Source organism: Psychrobacter sp. H27, assembly GCF_059072655.1.
The window spans coordinates 2757757-2782306 of the sequence record NZ_JCACRX010000001.1 but is presented as its reverse complement, the minus strand read 5'-3'; the positions used below and the strand labels follow the sequence as shown (position 1 = coordinate 2782306).

Genomic DNA, 24550 nt, shown 5'->3' with positions numbered 1-24550 from the left:
TGCTGTGCTCTTCAGTCTCGAGCGTTATTGATACATTTTCGTTACCGTTGCGACAGACAAATGACAGTTAAGCATCTACGTTAAGAACACCTATGATTTATATATCAACCGTTTTCACGATCCTTGATGCTTTGCTGCCATGCAGCCGAACGTCTGGTACGATCAGCCACTTGTCCAACCAACTGACCACAAGCCGCGTCGATATCATCGCCGCGCGTTTGGCGAATAGTACAGACAAATCCAGCTTCGCTAAGTATATTACTAAACGCATGAATACGGTTGTTGCTCGACTTATCATATGGCGCGTGTGGGAACGGATTGAACGGGATAAGATTGATCTTACTTGGTAGACCGTCTAATAGTGCGACCAACTGATGCGCATGTTCATTGCTGTCGTTGACCCCATCGAGCATCACATACTCAATGGTGACGTGCTTTTTGTGACGTGGATTAACATCATAGACGTAGTTTTTTGCAGCGGCAATCAGCTCATCTAGCGGGTACTTTTTGTTTATTGGTACCAGCTCATTACGCAGCTCATCGTTTGGCGCGTGCAATGAGATCGCTAATGCCACATCGATGTCTTGGGCAAGTTGATACATTTTGGGAACGACACCTGATGTTGATAAAGTCACACGGCGCTTTGATAACCCATAAGCATGATCGCTGAGCATCAATTCCATTGAGCCAACCACTGGCTTATAGTTTAATAGCGGCTCACCCATACCCATCATGACGACGTTGGTGACATTGTTTTCCCATAGACTGTGATCGACATTTTCTAAGCTTTCGTTTTCGTCAGTCATATATGAGGCATTGGCAACCCATAGCTGTCCAATAATCTCAGCGGCACTCAAATCGCGCTCAAAACCCTGCTTACCCGTACTACAAAAACTACAATCAAGCGCACAGCCGACTTGTGAAGACACACATAGCGTCTTACGGCCATTTAGCTTACTGTCATCTGCTGGAATCAACACCGTCTCAACCAGTGAGCCGCCCGTCACTTCAAACACCCACTTACGTGTACCATCATCGCTGTATTGGCGATGAATAACCTTTGGCGGTACCACGCAAGCATTAAGTGACAACTTATCGCGCAATGATTTACTCAAATTGGTCATTTGCTCAAAGTCGGTAACCCCATGCTGATAGATCCATTTAACAACCTGAGTAGCACGAAAAGGTTTTTCGCCGATACTTTTGAAGTAATCAGCCAGCTGCGCTTGGGTCATGCCGAGTAGGTTGGTTTTGGCATGTGCCTCATCTACTAATTTGATGCTATCAGTAAGCTTGGCAGGTATATGCTGGGTTGGTGCTTGAACAGTTGACATAATAGGTAACCTTTTTGCATCAGTCTAATAAGCGATGCAATTATTGATATGAGCGTTGCCGTACACACGTATGGCTTGAATGCATGAGCAATCCGTTATGAGCGTAGCGTTTATCTCATGAGCAACCAATGCCAATACAACGCGTTGATACTGATTAGAGGATGCTGATAAGGGATTGTTGACTTCCTCTCTAAAATGAAGAGATTCCTACTGCTAGACGGTCAAGCCCGACCGCAAGAATATTCTTTGCCGCATTGACATCTCTATCATGCGTTGTGCCACACTGAGCACAAGACCATTCTCTTATTCCTAAGCCTTTTCTACCTTTCGGACTGTTTTGGCGTGAACCGCAACACGAACAGGTTTGGGTTGTGTAATTTTCATTCACTTCTAAGTAACGGCAACCTGCATGCTTGCATTTATAATCCAGTTGCCGCTTCACTTCGAACCAACTAGCATCATAAACAGATTTTGCTAGCTTGCTTGAGATGAATGATCTCGATTGAAGTTTACCAATAATAATTATATTGTTGTTTTTAACCAGTTTGCTGGTGAAAACATGGATTAGATGTTGCCGGGTATTTTTTATCTTGGCATGAATCGCTTTGACACGCCTTTTATTATTGGCTCGTTGAGCAATGCCTAATTTAGCTGCATATTCATAAGTTAGCTTGGTAGCTAGAGTATCGCCATCACTGGTAGTTGCCGCTTTTTTACATCCTAAGTCGATACCAACCTTACCAGTACCACACTTCAAGTTTGAGTGCTCTTTAACAGTCACGCACGCATACCATAGTCCACGGCTGTCTTGTACGAGCTCACAGGTGTTAATGTTATACAAAGATAAGTTATAGCTATCCCAGACGTCGATAGTAATTTTTTGGCCTTTTGCAAGGCTAAATTGAATTATAGATTTAAGACTTTTCTTTCCTGCCTTCTTGATACCCAAATACCTGATTGCAGATTTCTTAAAAGGGATCCAGCCAAGCGACCTACGTTTGGCTTTCGGATTATTGGTACGCCAGTTTAATTTGGCTCTTTTAAATTGTTTTCGGCTTTTAGCATGAGTTTCAGTGATTGCTTGAAGCGTTTGGCTGTGCAGACCTAAAAATTCGCCTGCACCTTTGGTGTACGGTGCAATATCGTAAGCTGAAAAGAAACGCCCAGTACGTTGCACATGCTTAAAACTCAAATCATTTACATAGTTCCACACAAAATTAACCGCCTCAGCCAGTTTATTGAGCTGATTGACGTGCTTGTTTTTGATGCGTAATTTAAGTGTTTTCATAGTTTGAGTGTTTAGCAATCTGACAGGGAAATCAACCGACGATATGTGAGTCTTTATATCACTATCCTAAATTGCAAGACTTTATGACGATTTTGGTAAGAATAAATAGGACTTATAATGAGGGACTCTTCAGATAATTTCAATCTAGATTGCTTTATTATAATCTAAGTTGCCCATCAGCAAATAGCTAAAACGGCCTATACCCATAAGATATAAGCCGTCTTGCAAAACCAATCATTAACACTCACTATGCTACAGGGTAGCTGATATCAATAACTGCTGCTATTAGCGCGTACGTGCACAAACTTCATCATCGCTGAAGAAGTAGCTGATTTCACGTGCTGCTGATTCAGCTGAGTCTGAACCATGTACTGCGTTTTCATCGATACTGCTAGCGAAGTCAGCACGGATAGTGCCTTCAGCCGCTTCTTTTGGGTTAGTAGCGCCCATGATTTCACGGTGCTGAGCGATAGCGTTTTCGCCTTCTAGTACTGATACCAATACTGGACCTGACATCATGAAAGATTTTAGGTCATTGTAAAATGGACGCTCAGCATGCTCAGCGTAGAAACCACCTGCTTTTTCGTCATCAAGTTGTAGCATTTTAGCTGCAACGATTTTTAGACCAGCTTGTTCAAAGCGGCTATAGATAGCGCCGATGTGGTTGCCAGCAACTGCGTCAGGTTTGATGATAGATAAAGTACGTTCGTTAGCCATGAAAAGCTCCTAATAAATGATAAATTCGATAAAAAATGAAAGAGTTAATGCTTTGTTTTATCTTTAGCCGCCATATTGACCTCAGCTGAATGAACCAACTCATAGTTAGTCAAATCTAATACCTGAGTGCCAACATAGGATTGCTGCCTATTATAATGATTAAGGCTATAAATGATAGGGTTAATTTATGACCATACCTTGCAAAAAAGTAAAAATCCCAATGCTCAGCACTGGGATTTTTATTAATACTAAAAACGACTCACTAAGATATATAGTAAAAATTAAGCATCATACGGGTCACGTAATACGATCGTCTCTTCGCGATCAGGACCAGTTGAGATGATATCAACTGGGCAACCGATCAATGCTTCGATACGTTTGATGTATTTTTTTGCATTCTCTGGTAGATCGTCATAGTTAGTAACACCAACCGTTGACTCGCTCCAGCCTTGCATAGTCTCGTACTTAGGCGTTACTGATTCATAGAATTCAGCATCATGCGCGCCTGCACACTCAGTCTCAGGTAGGTTGTAACCCACGCCGATGAGCAATTCTTCAAGACCATCTAGTACATCAAGCTTAGTTAAGCAGATACCTGACATCGAGTTCAGCACCACGGCACGGCGTAATGCTTCAGCATCGAACCAACCACAGCGACGCGCACGGCCAGTCGTCGCACCAAATTCATGACCGACTTTGGCTAAATGAGCACCAACATCATCGAACAATTCTGTTGGGAATGGACCACTACCAACACGCGTGGTGTAAGCCTTGGTGATACCAAGTACGTAGTCTAAGTATAATGGACCGATACCAGTACCCGTTGATACGCCGCCTGCTGTTACACTTGAGCTGGTCACAAACGGATAAGTACCATGATCGATATCAAGTAGTGTACCTTGAGCACCTTCAAACATGAGGTTCTTGCCAGCAAGACGCAATTGATTTAGGTCTTCGGTGACATCAGTAACCATACCTTTGATTTCTTCTTTCCATTCTTGGCATAGCTTGAGTGTCTCATCAAAATCAATCGCATCAACTTTGTAGTACTCAGTCAGTTGGAAGTTGTGATATTCGATGAGGTTACGTAGCTTTTCTTCTAGATCGTCACGGAACAAATCGGCAAGCTTGATTGCACGGCGTGCTACTTTGTCTTCGTAGGCAGGACCGATACCACGACCCGTTGTACCAATTTTACCGCTGCCACGCTTGGCTTCACGAGCTTGGTCAAGTGCCACGTGATAAGGCATGATAAGTGGACAGTTTGGAGAGATACGCAGACGCTCACGCACTGGGACGTTGTTGTCTTCTAACTCTTTCATCTCTTTTAGTAATGCGTCAGGTGCGAGCACCACGCCATTACCAATAAAGCAAGTAACGCCTTCACGCAAGATACCTGATGGAATCAAATGCAAGACAGTGGTTTTGCCATCGACAACCAACGTGTGACCAGCATTATGACCGCCTTGGAAGCGGGCTACTGCTGAGGCTTTTTCGGTAAGTAAATCAACGATTTTACCCTTACCTTCGTCGCCCCATTGGCTACCCAAGACTACAACATTCTTACCCATGATCAATCCTTACCTTTATGTATTGAGGTGTGTGCAATAACAGTCGGAAAGCTAAAATAGCTTCATGCTTTATTTACTGTATCTTTTTATCTAACGAACCATTGAGCGTTCTAATAACGTGTACTTAATAAATTGTATTTATTGAACTGGCAACTAAACAGTTTGTAGATGCCATTGATTGTCCGTCATAACCAGTCGATGAGTAACGTCATGTGGACGATCATCTGCGTTTAATGGCATGGTGACGTGATAACCTTGCTGACGCAGACTCTCAACTTGCACAGATAGCGTTTGTGTCTCATCTGCAGTTGCGTCAGCCAGTGATCCAAAATCAACCAGTACAATAGTTGGCGCATCAAGCTGTGTATGAGCGAGCAAGCGACTGATATCCATACTAAAGCCGGTGGCGGCGCGTAAGGTTTGCGTTTGGCTCTGCATACCATCAAAGCGACCACCACGTACTAGTGGCTGGGTCTCACTATTGATATAGCCGTTGAATACGATACCCGTATGATAGTGATAGCCTGATAGCTCGGTCACATCGATACTGACTGGGCACTGCCACTGATCTTCTAAATGAGATTTTAGACGTTGTAGCTCATCCACAGCGGTTGCGATTTGGCTGTCTTGTTGCGCTGCGTCTGACAATTTGGCCAACAAGTTTGCAATATCATGACCGAAGCGTGCCAACACATAAAAATCATCGCCCATCGGCAACTCACGGCAGACGCGCTTGAGTTCTGGAAGGTTTTTGTTGGCATATAGGTACATCAAGCGCTCAGTCGCGTTATCTGGTAACTCAGCCAATTCAGCTAGGCGCTTAAATATCGCTACATGACCCAAATCGATATGAAGCGCGGCGCTCATATTTAAGTTATTTACCATCGTAAACAACACATCAATCAGCTCAATATCTGCTGTCAGTGATTCACAACCAAATATTTCAGCACCTAACTGTAACGGTGTACGCGAGCCAAACAGTCCTGATGGTAAGGTATGGATCACATCACCAACGTAACAGTAACGTGCAATACCTGTACCGCCATGATGCGCATCTATACGTAAGATCTGCGGCGTAATATCAGCACGCACACCCATTAGACGTCCGGTCAGCTGATCGATGATCTTAAAGGTCTGACGCTTGAGATCTTCTGATGCATCACTGAGCAAGGACTCAGTAAACTCGAGCATCGGTGGACAAACAAGCTGATAGCCATGAGTGATAAGCTGCTCAATCAATTGATGCCTAAGCACTTCTTGCTTATGCGCATCTTCGAACAGTACATCGACTACCCCATCAGGTAATAGCCAGCTGTTGGCAACATCGCTCGCAAAACCACTCAGATAGGGCATGCTATTAGATGCAGCGCTGTCCTTTGCAGGCTGAGCTGCTGTCTCGTTTATGGAGTTTTGCTGGGTAGGTTTTGTAGAATCAGAACTAACAGACACAATAAATCCTTGTTTGGCGTATCGCTTACCAAAAACGCGGTACTGAAGCGGTACTCAAAGGGTTGTTTTGTCAAATATTGATGCCGTGTTTTTTCAACACGCAACATCATTGACCCAATTATTTATAAACAAACCAGGTAACCGCAAAAGGGTGAATAATAAGTATAATTTTGAATGATAAGACGAGTATCTTTGTGCGCTAAAAAATTGCGACAAATAATCAAGGCACTTTATGCTTTAGTTTAGCATAGCACTTAAGGTTCGCCTAGTGACAATTATATCCAATCGTTATCTAATTAGCATCTAATGGTGCCTTATAAGTAAAGCAGATATAGCCCTATCTACGACCTGCCTACGAGAGGATTTAACGCGATGCTTATTTACTAAAGGGGTGGCTGACGATAGCGTGTACTTTTTGTTATACATCGAGTGCTGCGCATGTTTACATCAGCGTTTTTGACACATACTCATGGTACACTAACACATATTTTTATCTCGGAAGCCTTATGTCATCTGATTATCACCCAAACCCCGCCAACAACCAAACCAACGTACTAGGTACTGCCCTTGCCAGCTGCTGCTTCGATCCTATCACCGGCTATTACCGCAACGGCTTTTGTCATACTGGCAATCACGACGTCGGTCAGCACACAGTTTGCGCCAAGATGACCAGTGAATTTTTGAACTTTTCGGCCGGTCGCGGTAATGATCTTATTACCCCGCTACCTGAATACAATTTTGCAGGTCTCAAGCCTGGTGATTATTGGTGCATTTGTGCGCTGCGCTGGGTTGAAGCGCTAGACTTTGATATCGCGCCACAAATCAAACTAGAAGCGTGTCACGAAAGCTTATTGGCATTGGTAGATATTGATACCCTAAAAAGCTATGCCTTATAGAGGGTTACTAAATAAAGGGCATTAGTATTTAGCCATATTTAGTCACAGTAGTCATGTTCACGGCTTTTATACTTAAAATTTTAGATTATTGCAGTTTTTTATTATGTGGCAGGAGGATGTATGGAAAACGACAATAACCAATTAATCAAAAAAACGGCTCATATTGCTCCTGACTCTAATATGAGCCACATTTATGCCAATATGAATGACAAGCACCTCTATTTGGATGGTGATGACAGCTATATTTATGGCGATGTTGATGCGACAACAGAAGATACTATCGAGACCATGACGGTCTACGATCCTGATTCTGAGCGCTATGAAGATATTGATTCATCGAGTGCTGATGAAGTGGTCAATTGTTATGCTTACTCTCGCAAGACAGGCGAAAATATAGACAAGGTGGCACTCAATGATGTGAGCCGTGCGCTTAGTAATAACGGTCAGTTTATTTGGCTTGGTCTCTATGACCCCAGCCTAGAAACCATGGTCAAAGTAAAAGATGCTTTTGATATCCATGAGTTGGCAATTGAAGATGCCTTCGCTGATCATCAGCGTGCCAAGGTAGAAAACTACGATAACGACATGGTCTTTGTGGTGCTACGTACTGCTAAGCTTGAGGACAATGTCATTCGCTATGGTACGACTGCGATATTCATGGGCAAAAACTACTTGATTACTATTCGTAATGGTCCATCAAACTCCTACGCCCCTGTCCGTGAGCATTGCCACCGTCGCCCTGAAAAGCTACGTATGGGTCCTATCTTTGTATTACATGCCATACTTGATTTTATCGTTGATAACTATATGCCGATCACTGATCGCTTGGGTCGGTATTTGCGCGAGCAAGAGCGCTATGTCTTTACCTATGAGTTTGATAAAAGCACACTAAAAAACCTCTATGAACTCAAGTCGCAGCTGGTACATATGCGGGCTATTATCCTACCAGTCCAAGACATCTGTAGCTTCTTTATCAATCATAAAAAAAGCGAAATTGTCTCTGGTTTCTCTCAAGCAGCCAAACCATACTTCCGCGATGTCAATGACCATCTCTTGCACTCACTAGACGCCATCAATGGTCTCAATGAAATGTTGAGTGTGGTTATGAATACCTATATGGCCATGGTCAATATGGGGCAGAATGAAGTCGTACGTAAGCTTGCAGCATGGGCAGGTATTTTAGCAGTGCCGACTGCTATTGCTGGTATCTATGGGATGAATTTTGATTTTATGCCTGAGCTGCATTGGAAATACGCTTACCTTGTGATCATGATTATCATCATCGCGTTGTGTAGCTTCTTATACTACAATTTCAAAAAACTAAAATGGCTGTGATCACTCATTTATATAAAAAAAGGCTACCACTGGTAGCCTTTTTTTATATAGGTATCAAACATTACTCACGGCGATGCTTTGTATGACTATCCGGTGCTTGCGCGTCATCAGGTAGCATGGCTTTGACCGTTAAATTTGCATACTGTTTGTCGAGATTATCCTCTGGGCGACCAAAGGTTTTTGCGGTCCACGTCAGCACTACAATAGCGCCACTCAACAGCATGATCGCTACAGAAATTGTCGCCAGTAGCCATAGATGAAAATAATCCGAGACCGCCTGTACGTCGACAACTAAATGTCGTGATAATGCGGTTATGGCAATAAATATCAAAAACTGAACGGGTAAACGATGGGTTTTAAAATAGATACCTATCATGGCCAACAGCTCAAGGTAAATAAACAGCATCAAAATATCTTTTAAGTCCGCTGAACCCTTTTGGACAATATCGACAAACTCCTTGCCTGCCGTCCAAACCACCACCACGCTGATTAAAAACAAAATGACGTAATGACAGATATCGACAAATTCTCTGCCAATGCCTTGCAGTCGCTCATGAAAACCTACGTTTTTCTTAGACATTTTTAGGTCCTATCAACTAAAAGGTGGTTGATTTAGCCTGAGTCTATATTGCCTCAAGCCTCTTAACTATCGGCGATCAGCATTCATTTCACTACTTTCAGCTGATGTTCAGACCTGCTGATTTTTCAGCAGCATCGACCGTTTGGCGAATAAGCGTATTGATAGTCATTGGACCAACGCCGCCTGGCACTGGGGTGTAAGCACTGGCAATATTTTCCATACCCTGCATTTCAATATCACCAACACCGCCATCATCTGTTGGATGGAAGCCTGCATCAACGACAACGGCGCCTGCTTTGATCCACTCTGCTTTAATCAGCTCAGGCACACCCACAGCACCAACTACAATATCGGCACGTCTGATATGTGCTGCTAGATCTTGGGTTCTTGAATGGCAAATGGTCACCGTACAGTTGGCATTGAGTAGCATCATCGCCATTGGTTTGCCCAAGATAGCACTACGTCCCACAACTACCGCTTCTTTACCTGATAATTCGACATTATGATGCTCTAACAAATGCATGATGCCTTGCGGTGTACATGAGCCGTAGGCAGGCTGCTGCATAGCCATACGACCAAAACCAAGACAAGTCACGCCATCGACATCTTTTGCCAAGTCAATCTGCTCAAAGCACGCGCGCTCATCGATATGTTCAGGGACTGGATGTTGCAGCAAAATACCATGTACATCTGAATTACTGTTTAGCTCATCTATCTTTGCCATCAACTGCTCAGTGGTTGTCGCACTTGGCATCTCAACACGTATAGAATCCATACCAACACGCTTACAAGCATTACCTTTCATGCGAACGTAAGTTGCAGAAGCAGGATCATCACCAACCAATATCGTGGCAAGGCTTGGGGTGCGTCCAGTCTTGTCCTTTATCGTATCAACGCGTGTACGCAGATCCTGTTCTATTTGTTTGGCAAGTGCTTTGCCGTCCAAAACGGTGGCGGATTCTTGAGCAGTAGACATAGTAACTCCAATAGGGGGTACGATATAAAAAAATAAAGACAGCGCGCGCAAATACTTTGCATGCCTGTCCTTTGCTTCGTCAACCTTTGACTAAGAATAATATTGTACCTGTGTACGCTGCAAAATCCTAGCATGTATTAGAGTACCGCTAAAAACTAATTCTTTAACTATTGCTATGCAATATACAAGTAAAGGGCTATCAAATTGACAATTACTTATAGAACATACGCGTCAATTTACCAACACGTAGCTCTAGCAACAGCTCAAATAAAAAACAGCCTACTATAATATTAGTAGACCGTTTCTTAATTTTTAAAGCGCTAAGGTATTCACTTATTCTTGTCTAATAAGTCTGGAACTCTATACCCACACCTGCACCAATATCAGTTGACTGAGTATCAGAGTCTACCGCCCATACCCTACTCGTTATTAGTGTCTGAGGTTGCCATTGGTGTGCCCATGATACGTCAATAGCTGTTAATTTAGCCGTCGTTGGAAAGGCTTGATTGTCTGCCTCATCCGCTTGGTTTACTTTGGCATATTGCAGTTTTGTATTGACAAAGTTCCGACTATCGAGCCATAGCTTACCACCTACTGATACACTCTCAGCATCACCGCCTAAAGAGTGTCCGAGCGGATAGCCCTGTTGGTAATAGCCATCGGTGTATAAAAAATGATCGTAAGACACACCTTTTACTTCTCCACTACTACGAGTATCTGCGTATTCAGCATATAACTGATAGGGTTTTCCATAAGCTTCAGAAGCATAGTCTACGCCCGCTAAATACATATTTTTGGCTGGAAGACCACCCGCTTCATCTTCGCCAACATATTGTCCATAGACACTCGCTGGTACATTAAGTAGCGGTGCTAACTGTATTTTGGCATCAAAACCACCCAACTGATTGGCCGGATCATTGTCAGTATTACCTGCAGTAGCCTCATTATCTTTAGTACCTAAAACAGCATCACCAAAGGAGCTAAAACTCTCTGGACGACCTTCTCCGCCCCACATAAAGGTTCGAGACGCACCAACTTCTAACCACTCCCATGGACTCGCAGTGAGGCGAGCACCAAATAGCTTAGCATCTGGTATGGCCTCATAATCATCTAATTGACCAGCAAACAGCTGATATTGCCAAGGGCCAACCCAGTTCAAATACTGGTTAGTCGGTGCAGTTTGTGTATCGCGCTGCATGGTAATACCTGTGACCGGGATGCTGGCATCCCCTCGGATAAGGCTACCATCATTCCCTGGGCCCCACCATGCTGGAATTTTACCTGCTATTAACCACTGATTGGCTGCCGTACCAGCGATATACGACCCCTCAAAACTAACATCACTATCGTCATCGATAAGCTCATCGTTTTTTACGTTGGCTTGTAGCTTCATCTCCCAGTTCTCTTCACTGAGTCCTATCGCAGCTGATATCTGTTGTCCTGCCAGATTGTCATCTGCAAAAGTTTGTGGCAGCTGCTGGCGGTTTGTTTGTAAGTAAGCTTCTGCCTCTGCTTTGACTAAAGAGTTTGGATTTTGAGCAAGCATGATACGTACAGACTGCAATATTCTTTGTTGAGTATCAGTCGTCACTTTAGCCGTATTGAGTGCATTTGCAATTTCATTAGCAGTCAATGGCCATGTGCTGGTGCTGATATGCGTCACACCTTGGGCATTCAACCAGTCAAGCTCTGACTTCAGTTTCATATCATTCATATACAGATTTTGAGCAGATGCTAATACAGACACCATACCAAAGCCTAGTAAAACGCTTATTTTTTTGTACATAATGACCTACTCATCTATAGTTATGCCAACGTTAACCAAATGGCTTATTTACTCTTTTGCTTCGTTTTCTACTATATTGCCAGTAAACCTACTCATTGTCGCCTCACCTTCAGCGCTAATACCTTCTCGGGTAACAACCTGCTTGACAGTTTTTAAAAGAATCTTGATATCTAATAACATGGATTGGTTATCAACATACCAGACATCTAGCTTAAACCTCTTCTCCCAACTGATACCATTGCGACCGTTTACTTGTGCGTATCCTGTCACACCTGGTCGAGCCAAATGTCGTCGAAACTGTTCTTCGTTATAATAAGGCAGGTACTCCATAAGCTGAGGACGAGGACCCACAATGCTCATATCACCTTTAATGACATTCCATAACTGAGGAAGTTCATCGAGACTGGTCGCACGAAGCTGTTTACCAAATTCAGTTAATCTATCTTCATCTGGTAACACATTACCTTCAGAATCTGTTGTATCTGTCATAGTACGGAATTTATAGATTTTGAAAGGTTCACCATGAATACCTGCTCTAGTTTGGCGAAATAAGACCGGTGAGCCTAAATTTTTTTTGACCTTGTACGCCACTACAGTATACACAGGTGAGAGAGTAATTAGAGCAGTTGTGGCGATTGTAATGTCACATATTCTTTTAAGCATTTATAAACCCAGCATCTTTAATTAACGTTAATTAGCGTTTGTAGTAGCAATTCATATTTGATATCTTTACTTTTGAATAACTTCTTATTGATAAACAATTGGAAAGTATCGCTTTTAAGTAAGTAGGAAATACAAGAGTATATATAATAATTAATATATTACAACATCATACGTTTATAACTTATTACTTAATAACATTAACCCCATTTCAGAGATCATATGTGCATTTACTTTTTTTACATCGTACTTTTCCAAAGCAAAACCTCTAGATGCATGACCCATTTTTTCATACAAGCTAGGGTTATCTATAAAGTGCTTCATGGCATCGACTAACTCATCAACAGCTTGGACAGGAACAAGGTAGCCATTGTCACCAGATATCACAGTGTCACGGCACCCTGGAGCATCTGTAGTAATTATTGCTCTACCCATCGACATTGCTTCTAACACAGAACGCGACGTGCCTTCACGGTATGAGGGCAGTACATATACAGAACACTCCTGTATTGCCGGACGAACATCGTCAAGCTTACCCCAATAGTTAATATCACCGTCCTTTATCCAATCATCTAGCTGAGTCTGACTGATGGCTGCAGGGTTCTCGTCTATCCAGCCTACCAAATGAAATTCAGCATTAGGATATTCTGCCTTTATCCTTTTAGCTGCCCTTACATACTCTAATATACCTTTATCTTTGAGTAATCTAGCAATTAATAAGAAAGAAGGTTTGATACTCCCTGCCGTATCTCTAGGAAACGGTAAGACATCAAAATCAGTGACGTCAACACCTGATCCATTTACTACCACACTGGGCGTTTTAGAACTTAACAACTTTAAACTTTTAAATAAGTCACGATCATCTGTATTCTGAAAAAATACCTTTGATGATTTTTTTAGTGCTTGTTGATACATACCATGGACGAGTTTTTGAAATACTGTACGTTTACTCGTTTCTTCCACCTGCTGAAAGGTATAACCCAGTCCAGAAATCAATACGAAACGATTAGGCACTTTAGCAAGCCAAGCAGCCAACGTGCCGTATATAACGGGCTTGATAGTATATGAGAGCATAAAGTCAGGCTGTATCTCATGCAATAGACTATACATCGCCATGAGCATTTTTGTATCTGCAATAGGATTGGTACCAGTACGTTGCATAGGTACTTCATGTAGACTGTATCCAAGCTCACTTAAGACATTGTAATCTGTAGCATAAGCCTTTAGGTCTGGTGCTACTACATGTATCTCATAGCCTAGTGCAGCGATATCTTGTAATAACTTACCGCGAAAGTTCAGCACATGAGGTAAGTAGTTGGCACATATTAAAAATTTCATAGTTAGTACACAGTATATTGGATATAGATAATAAAATTTAGGCCACAAAATTTAAGTTTATTCTGAAGATTTAAATATAGGTTGAGTATAGTTCTTTATTCTTTTATTACTTCTCAGTCTAGTAATATTGCAGTCTGCGCAGACAAACAACACGTAAATCATTACAAATGGGTAGCGATAACGTACGGCTGTACCGTAGTTTGCCACTACCAAACCATACACAGACATAGATAACACCATAAATAGCAGCCAGAAGGTGAGTTTATCAGGGAATTTTCGCCAAGCTTCGCGAGTGATCAAGAATAAAATTACCAATACTGCTAAATTTTCAATTGACTGAACGAGCTGTAAAGCACTCGCTGCTTCCCAAGGTAAAGGTTTAGATAAGAAATAAAGCGCTGAGGTCAAACCCTGAAATACAAAGTCACCTGCGCCAGTAATAAGACTAATATCTTCTGCTCTACCGCCGTCTTCAACAAACATAGCGACCCTAGAACGGTTGAGTATAGGAATTGCGATAGGTGCTGAGAACAATAAAACCACTAGACCAATAACAGCAATAGTAACTGCCTTAGCTACTCCCATGCCTTTTCTTGCAACGTTAAACATGAAATATAATAAGACGATAGGACCCAAAATAAAAAAGTTTTGAAATTTGATCAAATATAAAGGAGCGACAAAAAGTATACTTTTAAATATTTTAGATTCGCGAGCATAAACCAAGGTCAAAATCATAAAGAAAAAAATTAATGTTTCTCTCAAACTTAGTGCTGTATACAAAGCAGCGCTTGGGAATAATAAATAGAACCATATAGATACTTTTGTAAATATTTTTTTTACATATAAAACCAGAAACAGGATAATGTATAAGAAAGTATTATAGAACCCTAAACTTATAACTGAAACAGGTGAAAAAAAAGGAAGGGAGGCCAAAAGAGCACTTGCTTGCTCGACATTTCCACCATTTACTAGTGCATCGATATAACTTAACTCACCATTTCTTAATGCATTAACACCTCGCCAGTACTTAAATTGGTCAGGCATGTAAGAGGCATCAAACAAGACATCGTTTAGTACGAAAGGTAAAAAACAATGGAGGATTAATGTTATTTGATATTTTTGCTTTATTTGAAATTTATATCCAAGCAAAAGTATTAATAGTAAACAAACTAGTAGGCTCGGCAATTCGAATAGCCTAACACCAAAAAAACCATAGGCGTTGATCCAGCTAAGATCTGACATTTAATTGTCTCTGTAACTTAATATCATATGAAAATACTCTATCAAATTGGTTGTATGTATTGCTAGTTATACAACTTAAGATAGGCTTTGACGTTTGCACTTAAGGAGTAATTGTCAATGATGCGTTTTCTCGCAGCAGCTCCGATAATAGATCGCTCATTATCATCCAGATCTAGAGCTCTGTTGAGTGCCTGTGCTAATAGAGTACTATTATTAGGCTGAACGAGGAACCCATTTGAACCGACTACTTCAGAAACACCCCCACAATCCGTAGCTACAACAATACGTTCAGTCGCCATAGCTTCTGCAATGACTAGACCAAACCCTTCCCATGCTGACGATAGGACAAATATATCACTAGCTGACATTAAGGCTGGAATGTCTCGACGTATACCTAAAAACTCAACAAACTTAGAAATTCCTAACTTTTGAACTAGCAGTATAAGCTCTTCTCTAAGAGGACCATCACCAGCGACAAAGAACTTAAAATCTTGTCTTTTTTCTTTTAATAAATGAATAGCGTTGAGTAAATTATGATAGTCTTTTTGAGGATTTAAACGACCTACGGCTAAAACTAATTTTTGATCGGTAACATGCAGTTCAGTACGCTTACTTTTTCGAGCAGCTTCATCAAAGTGAAAGTAATCAACATTTATACCATTAGCAATACTCAGCATACGACCCGATTGAACAGCTCTTTTTTTCACCAAAGAATCTACCGCTTCTTGACTGACATTCGTTGAAATGTGAACTAAGTTATCAGTTAGGCGATAAGCTAGCATTCTAAGGCGACCACCTTCATTTGTATTATGAGATGAAGAAACTAACTTAGGTATATTTACTGTTAAGCGTATTAATCTTGATAACGTATTGGCATGAAACATGTGACTATGCACTACATCAGGTTTGAATTTCTTAACTACTTTTCTTAATCTGAGGTAAGCTCCTATAAAGTCATTCTGACTATTTAACTTTATTGGTATCAATTCTATCTCAGTATTTTTAGGAGATACTATGACATTCCCCGTTAGGTAAGCTATTTTTACTTTATGGCCTAATTCAACAAGCGCATCAGCTAGATTGACTACTACATGCTCAGCACCACCCATACCAAGCCCAGTTATTACTAATAATACTTTCACTTAGCTTACCTTGTATTTGTTGTCCATCAAAGCCTCAACCCCTGCACTAATTTGGCCTAGTACTTTATCCTCACTAAATATCTTAGCCTTATCAATACAGGCATCATAATAATCGTCCGCATGATCAATTAATGAAAGTACGTTTTGTTGAAAATCTATGGAGTCTACATCTTCAGGAACAAAAGAGATGCCAGTTGTAGAACCGAAACCCTCTATAAACTCAGCACAGAATCCAGCACTTTCGGTTGTAATAGCAGGTACACCTCGTGCGTGTGCCTCAAGTAGCGTAGTCGCAAATCCTTCATGATGACTAGTGATAGCAAAACATTTGATGCTATCGTATATAGTTGGTAACTCATTCCTATCAGCCCAGTCTTGCAACTCTATATTGCCTTCTAGACCGGCGAATTTGATAGCCTTAACAATATTATCTTTTTCTTCACCGCGTCCCAAGATAAGTGCTTTAATTGGTTCGTCACTTCGAGCATTAAGGCGTTTAATTAAATCAATAAAGAGAGGAATATTTTTTTCCTGAGATAGCCTAGATATAATGCCTAAATCATACTTCTTTACTGCTTCAGATTTGCCAAAAAACCAAGGTGATATACAGTTACCTACAAAATCAACTTCGACTGGAAAAGTAGCTAAGTTTTCTTTGTTTACGCTAAACACTTTATCGCAAAAATGACTTGAGAATCTTAATAAACGATACTCAATATCATTATGACCCAATCCAGCGGCATTTTTTTTCTGTAGATATAAATGTAAAAGAGAAACTACTTTAAATCCTTGTAACTTGAACATTGGAGCGAGCCAAAGAGAACCTAGGTCATTGAGTACAATAACCTTAACTCCAGCACGTTTGAGCTGCTTTGTAAGCGTCAAGGAGCTTGACAATCGCTTGGGTTTGGAAGCGACTGAATTCATTTTCATTGTAGGACAAGTAAATGTATCTGGTTCTGAAGTTAAGATTGAAGTAGCGATCCCTTTATCATTCATGTAACGACATAAGTTCTCTATATAAATCTGACCACCGCCCCAAATTTTTTCGCTAGAGGAATAAATACATATCATATATAAACTCAGTATATATAGTTTGTAAGAAAAGTAGTTGCCCGAAAAGGCCTACAGACTAAATTTTAATAATTAGTTTTCAAGTATTTTTTCTCAAAAATTTAATAGTGCTTTGAATTTTCTTTTTTATTCTTAAAAAATTTAGTACTTTGATAACATTGTTGTATGCTAATATTGATATTGTTTCAGCTTGAATTTTATAGACAGAATCAGAAAAATAGCCATTGGCATTCATCATATTTCTATAAAATATTTTATTTTCTGGGGATGTTTTATGATCGTAGCTTAGCTTAAGCATGGTCAATAGATAAGGTTTAAGAATACTATCTGGAATTTGAGAACCCCATTTTTTACAAAAATAGACAAATGAATCAAAGTCTACATCTTTTTTCTGAGTTCCACCTTCATTCCAATCAACGTTGACATTTGCTTCAGGACAGTAGCACCAACCTTCTGTTTTATAAAATATAGAGGAAAAATAATCATAGTCTTGATGTCTTTTTAGGTTCTCATCCCACAATACAATATTTCCTATTTTCTCCTTGTCGACTACATAAGTGGGAGTCATCGCGATATAGCCGTCCTGAGAGAGGATAATATCAAAAGGACTATCGAAAAAATTTATATCAGTAGAGAAATTTTTAACTACTTTATTACTCTGATGAATTATAGCACCCGAATAAACAGCTGCCGCATCACTTTTAGATAGTATTTCAATAGAATCTATTAAATGACTTGCCTCCCACCAGTCATCTGAGTCTAAGTAAGCAACATATTTAGTAGAGGCCAAAGAATATCCAAGATTTCTCGCGTAATTTGCATTGCCTGACTTTTCAGTAGAAACACAGCTTAAATTTAAACTTAAATATTTTTTATAGCTTGCGATTCTAATTGCAGATGCGTATTCTTCCTTACTAGATCCATTATCAACCACAAAGACTTCTCTAGGTTTTAGCTTTTGAGCTAAGACACTATCTAACGTTCGCTCTAAAAATGAAGATCTATTAAAAAATGGAATAACCACACTAACATTTGAATTATACATATCTACCTTGAGTTCATATATAGAGAAGCCATCTAAAAAAGAGTAATTGGTATGACTTCATAAAAAAATTAAACTAAAACGATCTAAATAAAACACAAGCATTGTTAGCTTATAATAAATGGTATTTATCTTAACTGAGTTTTAGTAAAGAAATTCTATATATTAATATTGTCGTTCCATCTTTTCGTTAAAGCTTGAGCGAACTCTTCTCCAGACATCTCTAATATATTCCTTAAAGTCCCTCTAGCGCCTACTAAATTTTTTTGATAAAGGATTTTCAATGAAGCATGAACAAAAAATATATCATGTAGTAGATAAGAGTTGATTATGTTTCTCTCTTCTAATAATTTTTCTTTCAAATCATAATTTTCACTTTCATATATCTTATCATTGAGGTAAAAGTCGCCATTATAGAAATAAGGTTTCATAGAACCCCTGTTTAAACACCAGTGGGCGATTCTTAAAGTTATAAAACTATAACTGCATATAGGAGCATCAGGCTCTTCCATTTCAAGGATAGGAATATTTTTTATATTTACATTATTTATTTTTTTACAGCTAATATTGGACACTACCTTTGTTGAAAGATTCAATAAATCATTATTATCCCAATTAAGAAACTCGGTATACCTATCATTATTAAGAAAGGAATAGTCCAAACGAGACCCAGAGTATTTATGGTTTTCCTTAGAAGGTGGTTGTAAACTTGTCCTTCCAACTAAGTCATACTGATCAATTTCTTTTCCAAATTCAATTTTAGAAATTCCAGGTAGGATAATCGCAATTTTTTTATTATTTATTTTTTTATTATTGATATCATCTCTTAAATTAGATAAACACTTATTTACATCGTCGAAATCTTTCCATATCTTATAAGATAGTATGAAATCCTTATTTAGAAAACAATAAATATATTTGACTAACATATTAAAGCTATTTATGTTGCTACAATTAGAATCTTTTTGAATCATAAAATTTAGCTTTTCAATATTATCAATTCTAATATTTTCTTTAAGGTATCCTTCCAAGATTGGATGAGCTATTTCTGCCAACGATAGATCAAATTTAATCAATATATTTAATACAATATCTAAACTAACACTATCAGTAGTAAAATATCTTAAGGCTATATAGTAACAAGATAATGCATCACTTTTTTTAGTCACAAAGCAGTATGCAATTTTTAAAAGATATACAGACTTCAATTTTCTTGCTGATACCAAAAGACCTTTAGTAAAAATTTTCATTCTATTTAGTTAACCATGTTAAATTTTAAAGTTATAAATGTAGTCAACACACTTAATATTTTTATCTAAAAAATATTCATTAAAATCTTCAAACTCTGACCAACCACTAATGAAGACAAAATCCATACCAGCGCTTGTCGAAGCAAGATAATCGTATTTACTATCACCTAAAAATAACGCTGGCTGTTCAATGTTACCATTGGCTATCTCACGCTTTAAAATTTGATCCTTATTATCTGGACTACCAAATATTCCGCCGTTAAAATAATCAGACACTCCTCTCTTTTGGAAAACGTAGCGAAGTTCTTGTTGATCTCCACCTGAAACTATTAAAAAATTTATATTTGGCATTGCTTCGCGTAACTGTGCAACTCCAGGTGATAATTCACAATCCAGTAAACCATCCAGTACTATTTTAGCGTAGTTATATAGCAGGCTTTCTAGATCAGTGCTAGATGCGCTCGGAACTATCTTTTCTAAGAAATATTTAAATTTTTCGTAGCGCGATATGCCACCATTTTCTACATGGTATTCAACCAAAGAATTTGCTGCAACTTTACCATAAGGTAAAGCTACTTGATAAAAAGCTTTTGTTTTAATTTGATTAGAGTTTAAAATCACTCCGTCGCAGTCAAAAACAATTGTCTTGTATTGATGCAGTTTTTTTTTCATGACTATCCTTCATTTATTTTTAAAGCTTTCTCTACTAGTATTACATCTTCAGGTATGTCTACAGCAAGACTGCCTGCTTTTGTTTCAACCATTTTAATAGTTTTATTTAACTCTAAAAAACGAAGAATTTCAATATCCTCGCTTTTCTCTAATTCACTTTTTCTACCGAAATTACTAAAACTTTTTAATTCTGACTTAGTAAACGCATATATACATACCTGCTTCTTATAAACCAGCGGCGCATTTTTTTTATCTTTATACCCGGGCAAAGCTATACGTGACATATAAATCAAGTCATTTGATTCGTTGGTAATAACTTTTGGTATGTTGATGCTAGAAGGATCTTCTTCTCTACCTATCCAGCTAAAACCGTTGATGACGTAATCGATATTTCTTACTTTTTCGTCGCGTACTTTGATAATATCTTCTGGAGAAGCTAGAGGCTCATCACCTTGAACATTGATAAAAATATCAGCTTCTATCCTTTCAGCTGCTTCAGCTAACCTGTCTGTCCCAGTGAGTGCTTCGTTGGAAGTCATAATAAACTGAAAACCAGCCTGATCAACAACATTAGCAATACGTTGATCGTCAGTAGCGACGTAAACGTTTTCTCTACCTACTGCCCGTGAAGATAGCTCTACAACCCATAACACCATAGGCTTACCTAATAGCTTCACTAGTGGTTTACCTGGATAGCGACTCGAATTGAATCGTGCAGGTATAATAACGACACTACGCATACTTCTCCTCATCAATATTACAAGCTATCGAACGAACAACAATATTATTTAACTACAATGCATATACGGATTTGCTATCAATATTATAGCGTGTTGGTGTGATAGCTTGTATTGGTAATGCTTTTTCGCTTTTCCGATAAGTTGTAAGTAAACTTTGCATCTCTTTACTACGTGGATCATCTCCACCATAACCATCAAAACCTGCTACCAAGACTTGCTTTGCTTTGCCACTTGTAGATATTGCAAGTGCATAGGATACAACTAATGAATTAGGTACTATGCAATATTCATCTTCAAACTCAAATGTATCGCTTTCTACACTCAAACCAAAATCTAAAACGTCTTTGTTTTTTAGTTCTAGTTGAACATCTTCGGGAAGCATAGAATAAGGTGTGATTAAAGGTTGTATAAGTTTAGTATGTGCATCACAATCTGCTAATAATCTTACTGGATGACAAGCCACGCGTAAGTCAATAAGTTCTGCATCGATTTCACTTTGAGTATTTAGTGCTAATACCAGCGGTTTTTCATTGCGAATATAACGTTCTAATGCTTCACGATGTTTAGCAACACTCGGTCCTGCACCTAGCAGCAAAATGTTTCTATCTTTAAATATGCTAATTGGTGACCATTTGCCTTGCGGTTCTCCATGATAAAAACGTCGTGCAGCATCTAAAGCATTTAAGCTGAATTTTTTACCACCTTTGACGCGTAAATATTCGATTATAGCTAGTAAATCCTCTTCATCATAACGAGAATCACTTAACATTTCTTGAATATAACTCGGATGAATATTATATTTACCAGAAAGATAATAATATGGGTTACTTCCCCACCCATAAGACTCCTTCATTGGTCCAAAATACTTGCGTATTATCGACATTAGAGGAACTATATTTAATGGTTGAGCGCGATATGCGGCTAGTTCTATTGCGACTTGTTCTGTTAGGGCATTACCCGGACCACGTCCCATACCGGTTACAGTGGCATCTACCCATGTAACTCCTTCACTAATGGCTCTCATAGAGTTTGATAAAGCTAATCCTTGATTATCATGAGTATGTATACCTAAAGCACCTGACCACTCACTACGGAGCCAACTAATTATTGATGCTGCTTGGTCAGGGTTCATACCACCCATACTATCAGCAAAGTATAGTACATCCATTGGATAGTTAGCAGCTAAGCTTGCTAATACTTTTACTTCTTGTTCTGAGCAGTCAGCTATCTGCATCAAATTAAAACCGACTTTATAGCCTTTTTCCTTTAACCACGTAACAGCAGGTAATGATTCTTCAAACTCGTGAACGTGACATGCAATACGAACCAGATCAACTGGTGATTCATCTGCTGGAATTGGAAACAGTTTTTCTAATACCTCATGATATGGAATATCACCTACCAGCTCGCTACCGTTGATCATAACACCAATGGTCAAATTTTTAGGTAAAGGCAATTCGCGCAAAAAATCATCAGTTGTAAAAGCACATGCTCCCTTGAACCCTTTATTTTTTAATGACCTCAAGCCTAATTCAACGACATTCACACCTGCTGACTCCATAGCAACAAGGTAGTCATTGATTAATTCAGGTGAAAAATCCCAAGAATTGTAGTAACCGCCATCACGTAATGTACAGTCCAGTAATAAAATATTCATGTTAAGCATGCTCCGCCATTTCTTTAAATTTAGGGTTGTTATCAACAAGTTGCTGATATGTACCTTGATCTACTATATTTCCTTTATCCATCAGATAAATAATGTCACATTTCTGTACTGTTTTCAGACGGTGAGCAATCATAATTATTGTTTTTTCACCGCTCAAGTTATGAATAGCATCCATGATTATTTTTTCAGTAATGCCGTCAAGAGCACTAGTCGCTTCATCAAATACTAATATACTTGCTCCATGATAAAGCGCTCTTGCTATACCTATACGTTGTCGTTGTCCTCCAGATAGTTGAATACCACGCTCGCCGACTCTAGTATCTAAGCCACTAGGTAATTCTTTTATTAACTCATCTAAATTTGAAAGTTCTATAACTTTTCTGATTTGTTCAAAGTCAATACTAGCTATTGGCAAGCCAAAGGCGATGTTTTCAGCAATAGTTCCTTCACTGAGAAATATACTCTGAGGTACAAACCCTAACTTATCCTGCCAGCTTCTTCTATTTCTAGAAGTAATTTCTATATTATCAACTTGTATTTCACCACTTTGAGGTATCAACAAACCCAATAATATATCTATTAAAGTAGACTTTCCAGATCCTGATGATCCAACTAATCCAATCACACTATTGACTGGAATAGTCATATCTACTCCATTTACTGCTGCGACATCTTTTCCAGGATATTTGAACCTTATATTTTTCAAATCAAGTTGATTACGAAACGTAATAGGTTGAAGAAGTTGGTTGGCTTTATTTTTTATATAACTTTCAGAAGAACGAGCCAGATCTCTTTTTACAGCATCAAATGCGGCTACGCTACCCTTTATTTGTGTGACACTAGCATAAACTTGTTGTAAAGCTGGTAGTAACTTAAAAGCAGCTAGCGCATATACTGCTAAAATCGGCAAAACTTGTCCCAGATTGCCATCGTATAACTTGATAAGTAATAACACTAAACTTATCATTGTACCAAAGGCAATAAGTTCCATAAAATAGCGTGGTACTTGACTAATAGCTAAGTTGACACCTTGAGCACGAGAAAACGTTACACTACTTTCTTGAAAAGAATTGATAAAGTCATAACTACGATCTAGTAACAACACATCTTTAATGCCACCGAACCCTTCGTTCATCAATCTAAATCGTTGAGTGGCTACGTCCGATAGTTTTTGTCCGTTTAAAGTGAGCTTTTTACGGACAAGCTTGTATAGTAAAAGATACGAAATAATAAATATCGTAAGTCCAAACAAAGCAATTAAAGGCTCATATATAATAATAGCAATAGCAATAAAGCAAGTAAGTACTATTTTAGCATTCATTCTCATTAGTGGCTGTATAATACCGTTGGTAATACGCATAGTCTCTGTAGAGACCTGTTTAGTAAGTTGGGCACTGCTACCGTTAGCGTGAAATTGCCAATCTTCTTGCATATAATAAGTATAAAGTCTATCAGATATTTCGGTACCTACGCTTGCACCATATAATGATAGTCTCCAAGTCACGTACATGGACACTATTGTAGATACTGTTAGCGCAGTGAGAACTAGCAGGCCTGTGAAAAATAAAAACTCTGTTGGATCTGTTAAGCCAGACATTTGATATAATCTAGCAAAAAAGCCAGTGCCTTCTAGTAAGCTAATATCACCAACTAAAGCCATAAATGGCGCTATAGACGCAATACCTAATAACTCAGTAAAAGCCATTATAACGACAAGAATCTGAAGTAAATAAAACTGCTTGACTTGTTTTTCTGAAAGCAGCAAAAGAAGCTGCTTTGCCATATTCAACAT

The 24550-nt window shown here is 39.1% G+C and carries 21 protein-coding genes; 2 read left to right on the top strand and 19 right to left on the bottom strand.

Features of this window, described 5'->3' with window-relative positions; translation table 11 throughout:
• Nucleotides 1-104: 104 nt before the first annotated feature.
• The 5 genes from rlmN to AC5JPY_RS11510 form a co-directional block, all read right to left on the bottom strand.
• The gene (rlmN, locus tag AC5JPY_RS11530; RefSeq protein ID WP_493852520.1) at nucleotides 105-1334 is read right to left on the bottom strand and encodes a dual-specificity RNA methyltransferase RlmN; all 1230 of its coding nucleotides are present in this window, start codon (nucleotides 1332-1334) and stop codon (nucleotides 105-107) included.
• Nucleotides 1335-1524: 190 nt separating this feature from the next.
• Complete coding sequence (locus AC5JPY_RS11525; RefSeq protein WP_319049967.1) at nucleotides 1525-2622, bottom strand: RNA-guided endonuclease InsQ/TnpB family protein; 1098 nt, start codon at nucleotides 2620-2622, stop codon at nucleotides 1525-1527.
• A 285-nt stretch (nucleotides 2623-2907) separates the two neighbouring features.
• The gene (ndk, locus tag AC5JPY_RS11520) at nucleotides 2908-3339 is read right to left on the bottom strand and encodes a nucleoside-diphosphate kinase (RefSeq protein WP_057759031.1); all 432 of its coding nucleotides are present in this window, start codon (nucleotides 3337-3339) and stop codon (nucleotides 2908-2910) included.
• 281 nt (nucleotides 3340-3620) lie between these two features.
• Nucleotides 3621-4910, bottom strand: coding sequence for an adenylosuccinate synthase (locus AC5JPY_RS11515; protein ID WP_319049966.1), 1290 nt, complete (start codon nucleotides 4908-4910; stop codon nucleotides 3621-3623).
• 153 nt (nucleotides 4911-5063) lie between these two features.
• Entirely contained in the window at nucleotides 5064-6359 is a 1296-nt protein-coding gene (locus AC5JPY_RS11510; protein ID WP_493852519.1) for an ATP phosphoribosyltransferase regulatory subunit, read from the bottom strand.
• Nucleotides 6360-6865: 506 nt separating this feature from the next.
• Between AC5JPY_RS11510 and AC5JPY_RS11505 the strand changes: the two genes are divergently transcribed.
• Nucleotides 6866-7255, top strand: a complete 390-nt coding sequence (locus tag AC5JPY_RS11505; protein ID WP_493852518.1) for a DUF2237 family protein — start codon at nucleotides 6866-6868, stop codon at nucleotides 7253-7255.
• 180 nt (nucleotides 7256-7435) lie between these two features.
• Nucleotides 7436-8590: a magnesium/cobalt transporter CorA gene (gene corA / locus AC5JPY_RS11500; RefSeq protein WP_493852736.1), complete on the top strand. Its 1155-nt coding sequence runs from the start codon at nucleotides 7436-7438 to the stop codon at nucleotides 8588-8590.
• Nucleotides 8591-8651: 61 nt separating this feature from the next.
• Here the strand turns inward: corA and AC5JPY_RS11495 are convergent, their stop codons facing one another.
• The 14 genes from AC5JPY_RS11495 to AC5JPY_RS11430 all read right to left on the bottom strand — a co-directional run bounded on the left by AC5JPY_RS11495 (nucleotide 8652) and on the right by AC5JPY_RS11430 (nucleotide 24550).
• Complete coding sequence (locus AC5JPY_RS11495; RefSeq protein WP_319049962.1) at nucleotides 8652-9170, bottom strand: phosphate-starvation-inducible protein PsiE; 519 nt, start codon at nucleotides 9168-9170, stop codon at nucleotides 8652-8654.
• Nucleotides 9171-9267: 97 nt separating this feature from the next.
• The gene (folD, locus tag AC5JPY_RS11490) at nucleotides 9268-10146 is read right to left on the bottom strand and encodes a bifunctional methylenetetrahydrofolate dehydrogenase/methenyltetrahydrofolate cyclohydrolase FolD (protein WP_493852517.1); all 879 of its coding nucleotides are present in this window, start codon (nucleotides 10144-10146) and stop codon (nucleotides 9268-9270) included.
• A gap of 343 nt (nucleotides 10147-10489) precedes the next feature.
• Nucleotides 10490-11932, bottom strand: coding sequence for a capsule assembly Wzi family protein (locus tag AC5JPY_RS11485; RefSeq protein ID WP_493852516.1), 1443 nt, complete (start codon nucleotides 11930-11932; stop codon nucleotides 10490-10492).
• 48 nt (nucleotides 11933-11980) lie between these two features.
• Nucleotides 11981-12595, bottom strand: a complete 615-nt coding sequence (locus AC5JPY_RS11480) for a sugar transferase (protein WP_493852515.1) — start codon at nucleotides 12593-12595, stop codon at nucleotides 11981-11983.
• Nucleotides 12596-12769: 174 nt separating this feature from the next.
• The gene (locus AC5JPY_RS11475; protein WP_493852514.1) at nucleotides 12770-13930 is read right to left on the bottom strand and encodes a glycosyltransferase family 4 protein; all 1161 of its coding nucleotides are present in this window, start codon (nucleotides 13928-13930) and stop codon (nucleotides 12770-12772) included.
• Between the two features lie 57 nt (nucleotides 13931-13987).
• Nucleotides 13988-15172 (bottom strand): hypothetical protein, encoded by a 1185-nt coding sequence (locus AC5JPY_RS11470; protein WP_493852513.1) that lies wholly within the window; start codon nucleotides 15170-15172, stop codon nucleotides 13988-13990.
• Nucleotides 15173-15234: 62 nt separating this feature from the next.
• A complete protein-coding gene (locus tag AC5JPY_RS11465; RefSeq protein WP_493852512.1) occupies nucleotides 15235-16314 on the bottom strand; it encodes a glycosyltransferase in 1080 nt (359 codons plus the stop codon).
• Complete coding sequence (locus AC5JPY_RS11460) at nucleotides 16315-17313, bottom strand: glycosyltransferase family 4 protein (RefSeq protein ID WP_493852511.1); 999 nt, start codon at nucleotides 17311-17313, stop codon at nucleotides 16315-16317.
• A 154-nt stretch (nucleotides 17314-17467) separates the two neighbouring features.
• Nucleotides 17468-18433, bottom strand: a complete 966-nt coding sequence (locus AC5JPY_RS11455; RefSeq protein WP_493852510.1) for a glycosyltransferase family 2 protein — start codon at nucleotides 18431-18433, stop codon at nucleotides 17468-17470.
• 155 nt (nucleotides 18434-18588) lie between these two features.
• Nucleotides 18589-19680 carry a hypothetical protein gene (locus AC5JPY_RS11450; RefSeq protein WP_493852509.1) on the bottom strand — a complete coding sequence of 364 codons (1092 nt, stop codon included), beginning with the start codon at nucleotides 19678-19680 and terminating at the stop codon, nucleotides 18589-18591.
• Between the two features lie 18 nt (nucleotides 19681-19698).
• Entirely contained in the window at nucleotides 19699-20352 is a 654-nt protein-coding gene (locus AC5JPY_RS11445) for an HAD family hydrolase (RefSeq protein WP_493852508.1), read from the bottom strand.
• Between the two features lie 2 nt (nucleotides 20353-20354).
• Entirely contained in the window at nucleotides 20355-21092 is a 738-nt protein-coding gene (locus AC5JPY_RS11440) for a 3-deoxy-manno-octulosonate cytidylyltransferase (protein WP_493852507.1), read from the bottom strand.
• Nucleotides 21093-21144: 52 nt separating this feature from the next.
• On the bottom strand, nucleotides 21145-22749 hold the full coding sequence (locus AC5JPY_RS11435) for an aldolase catalytic domain-containing protein (protein ID WP_493852506.1): 1605 nt from the start codon (nucleotides 22747-22749) through the stop codon (nucleotides 21145-21147).
• 1 nt (nucleotide 22750) lies between these two features.
• Nucleotides 22751-24550 carry an ABC transporter ATP-binding protein gene (locus AC5JPY_RS11430; protein ID WP_493852505.1) on the bottom strand — a complete coding sequence of 600 codons (1800 nt, stop codon included), beginning with the start codon at nucleotides 24548-24550 and terminating at the stop codon, nucleotides 22751-22753.

What these genes read in the sequence shown, in the direction of transcription:
- AC5JPY_RS11515 (WP_319049966.1), bottom strand. Translation starts at nt 4,910, where the DNA reads ATGGGTAAGAATGTTGTAGTCTTGGGTAGCCAATGGGGCGACGAAGGT.
- AC5JPY_RS11495 (WP_319049962.1), bottom strand. Translation starts at nt 9,170, where the DNA reads ATGTCTAAGAAAAACGTAGGTTTTCATGAGCGACTGCAAGGCATTGGC.
- AC5JPY_RS11505 (WP_493852518.1), top strand. Translation starts at nt 6,866, where the DNA reads ATGTCATCTGATTATCACCCAAACCCCGCCAACAACCAAACCAACGTA.
- AC5JPY_RS11460 (WP_493852511.1), bottom strand. Translation starts at nt 17,313, where the DNA reads ATGAATGATAAAGGGATCGCTACTTCAATCTTAACTTCAGAACCAGAT.
- AC5JPY_RS11440 (WP_493852507.1), bottom strand. Translation starts at nt 21,092, where the DNA reads ATGCGTAGTGTCGTTATTATACCTGCACGATTCAATTCGAGTCGCTAT.
- AC5JPY_RS11445 (WP_493852508.1), bottom strand. Translation starts at nt 20,352, where the DNA reads ATGAAAAAAAAACTGCATCAATACAAGACAATTGTTTTTGACTGCGAC.
- AC5JPY_RS11525 (WP_319049967.1), bottom strand. Translation starts at nt 2,622, where the DNA reads ATGAAAACACTTAAATTACGCATCAAAAACAAGCACGTCAATCAGCTC.
- AC5JPY_RS11450 (WP_493852509.1), bottom strand. Translation starts at nt 19,680, where the DNA reads ATGAAAATTTTTACTAAAGGTCTTTTGGTATCAGCAAGAAAATTGAAG.
- AC5JPY_RS11480 (WP_493852515.1), bottom strand. Translation starts at nt 12,595, where the DNA reads ATGCTTAAAAGAATATGTGACATTACAATCGCCACAACTGCTCTAATT.
- AC5JPY_RS11455 (WP_493852510.1), bottom strand. Translation starts at nt 18,433, where the DNA reads ATGTATAATTCAAATGTTAGTGTGGTTATTCCATTTTTTAATAGATCT.
- ndk (WP_057759031.1), bottom strand. Translation starts at nt 3,339, where the DNA reads ATGGCTAACGAACGTACTTTATCTATCATCAAACCTGACGCAGTTGCT.
- AC5JPY_RS11430 (WP_493852505.1), bottom strand. Translation starts at nt 24,550, where the DNA reads ATGTTGAATATGGCAAAGCAGCTTCTTTTGCTGCTTTCAGAAAAACAA.
- AC5JPY_RS11485 (WP_493852516.1), bottom strand. Translation starts at nt 11,932, where the DNA reads ATGTACAAAAAAATAAGCGTTTTACTAGGCTTTGGTATGGTGTCTGTA.
- folD (WP_493852517.1), bottom strand. Translation starts at nt 10,146, where the DNA reads ATGTCTACTGCTCAAGAATCCGCCACCGTTTTGGACGGCAAAGCACTT.
- AC5JPY_RS11435 (WP_493852506.1), bottom strand. Translation starts at nt 22,749, where the DNA reads ATGAATATTTTATTACTGGACTGTACATTACGTGATGGCGGTTACTAC.
- rlmN (WP_493852520.1), bottom strand. Translation starts at nt 1,334, where the DNA reads ATGTCAACTGTTCAAGCACCAACCCAGCATATACCTGCCAAGCTTACT.
- AC5JPY_RS11475 (WP_493852514.1), bottom strand. Translation starts at nt 13,930, where the DNA reads ATGAAATTTTTAATATGTGCCAACTACTTACCTCATGTGCTGAACTTT.
- AC5JPY_RS11470 (WP_493852513.1), bottom strand. Translation starts at nt 15,172, where the DNA reads ATGTCAGATCTTAGCTGGATCAACGCCTATGGTTTTTTTGGTGTTAGG.
- corA (WP_493852736.1), top strand. Translation starts at nt 7,436, where the DNA reads ATGAGCCACATTTATGCCAATATGAATGACAAGCACCTCTATTTGGAT.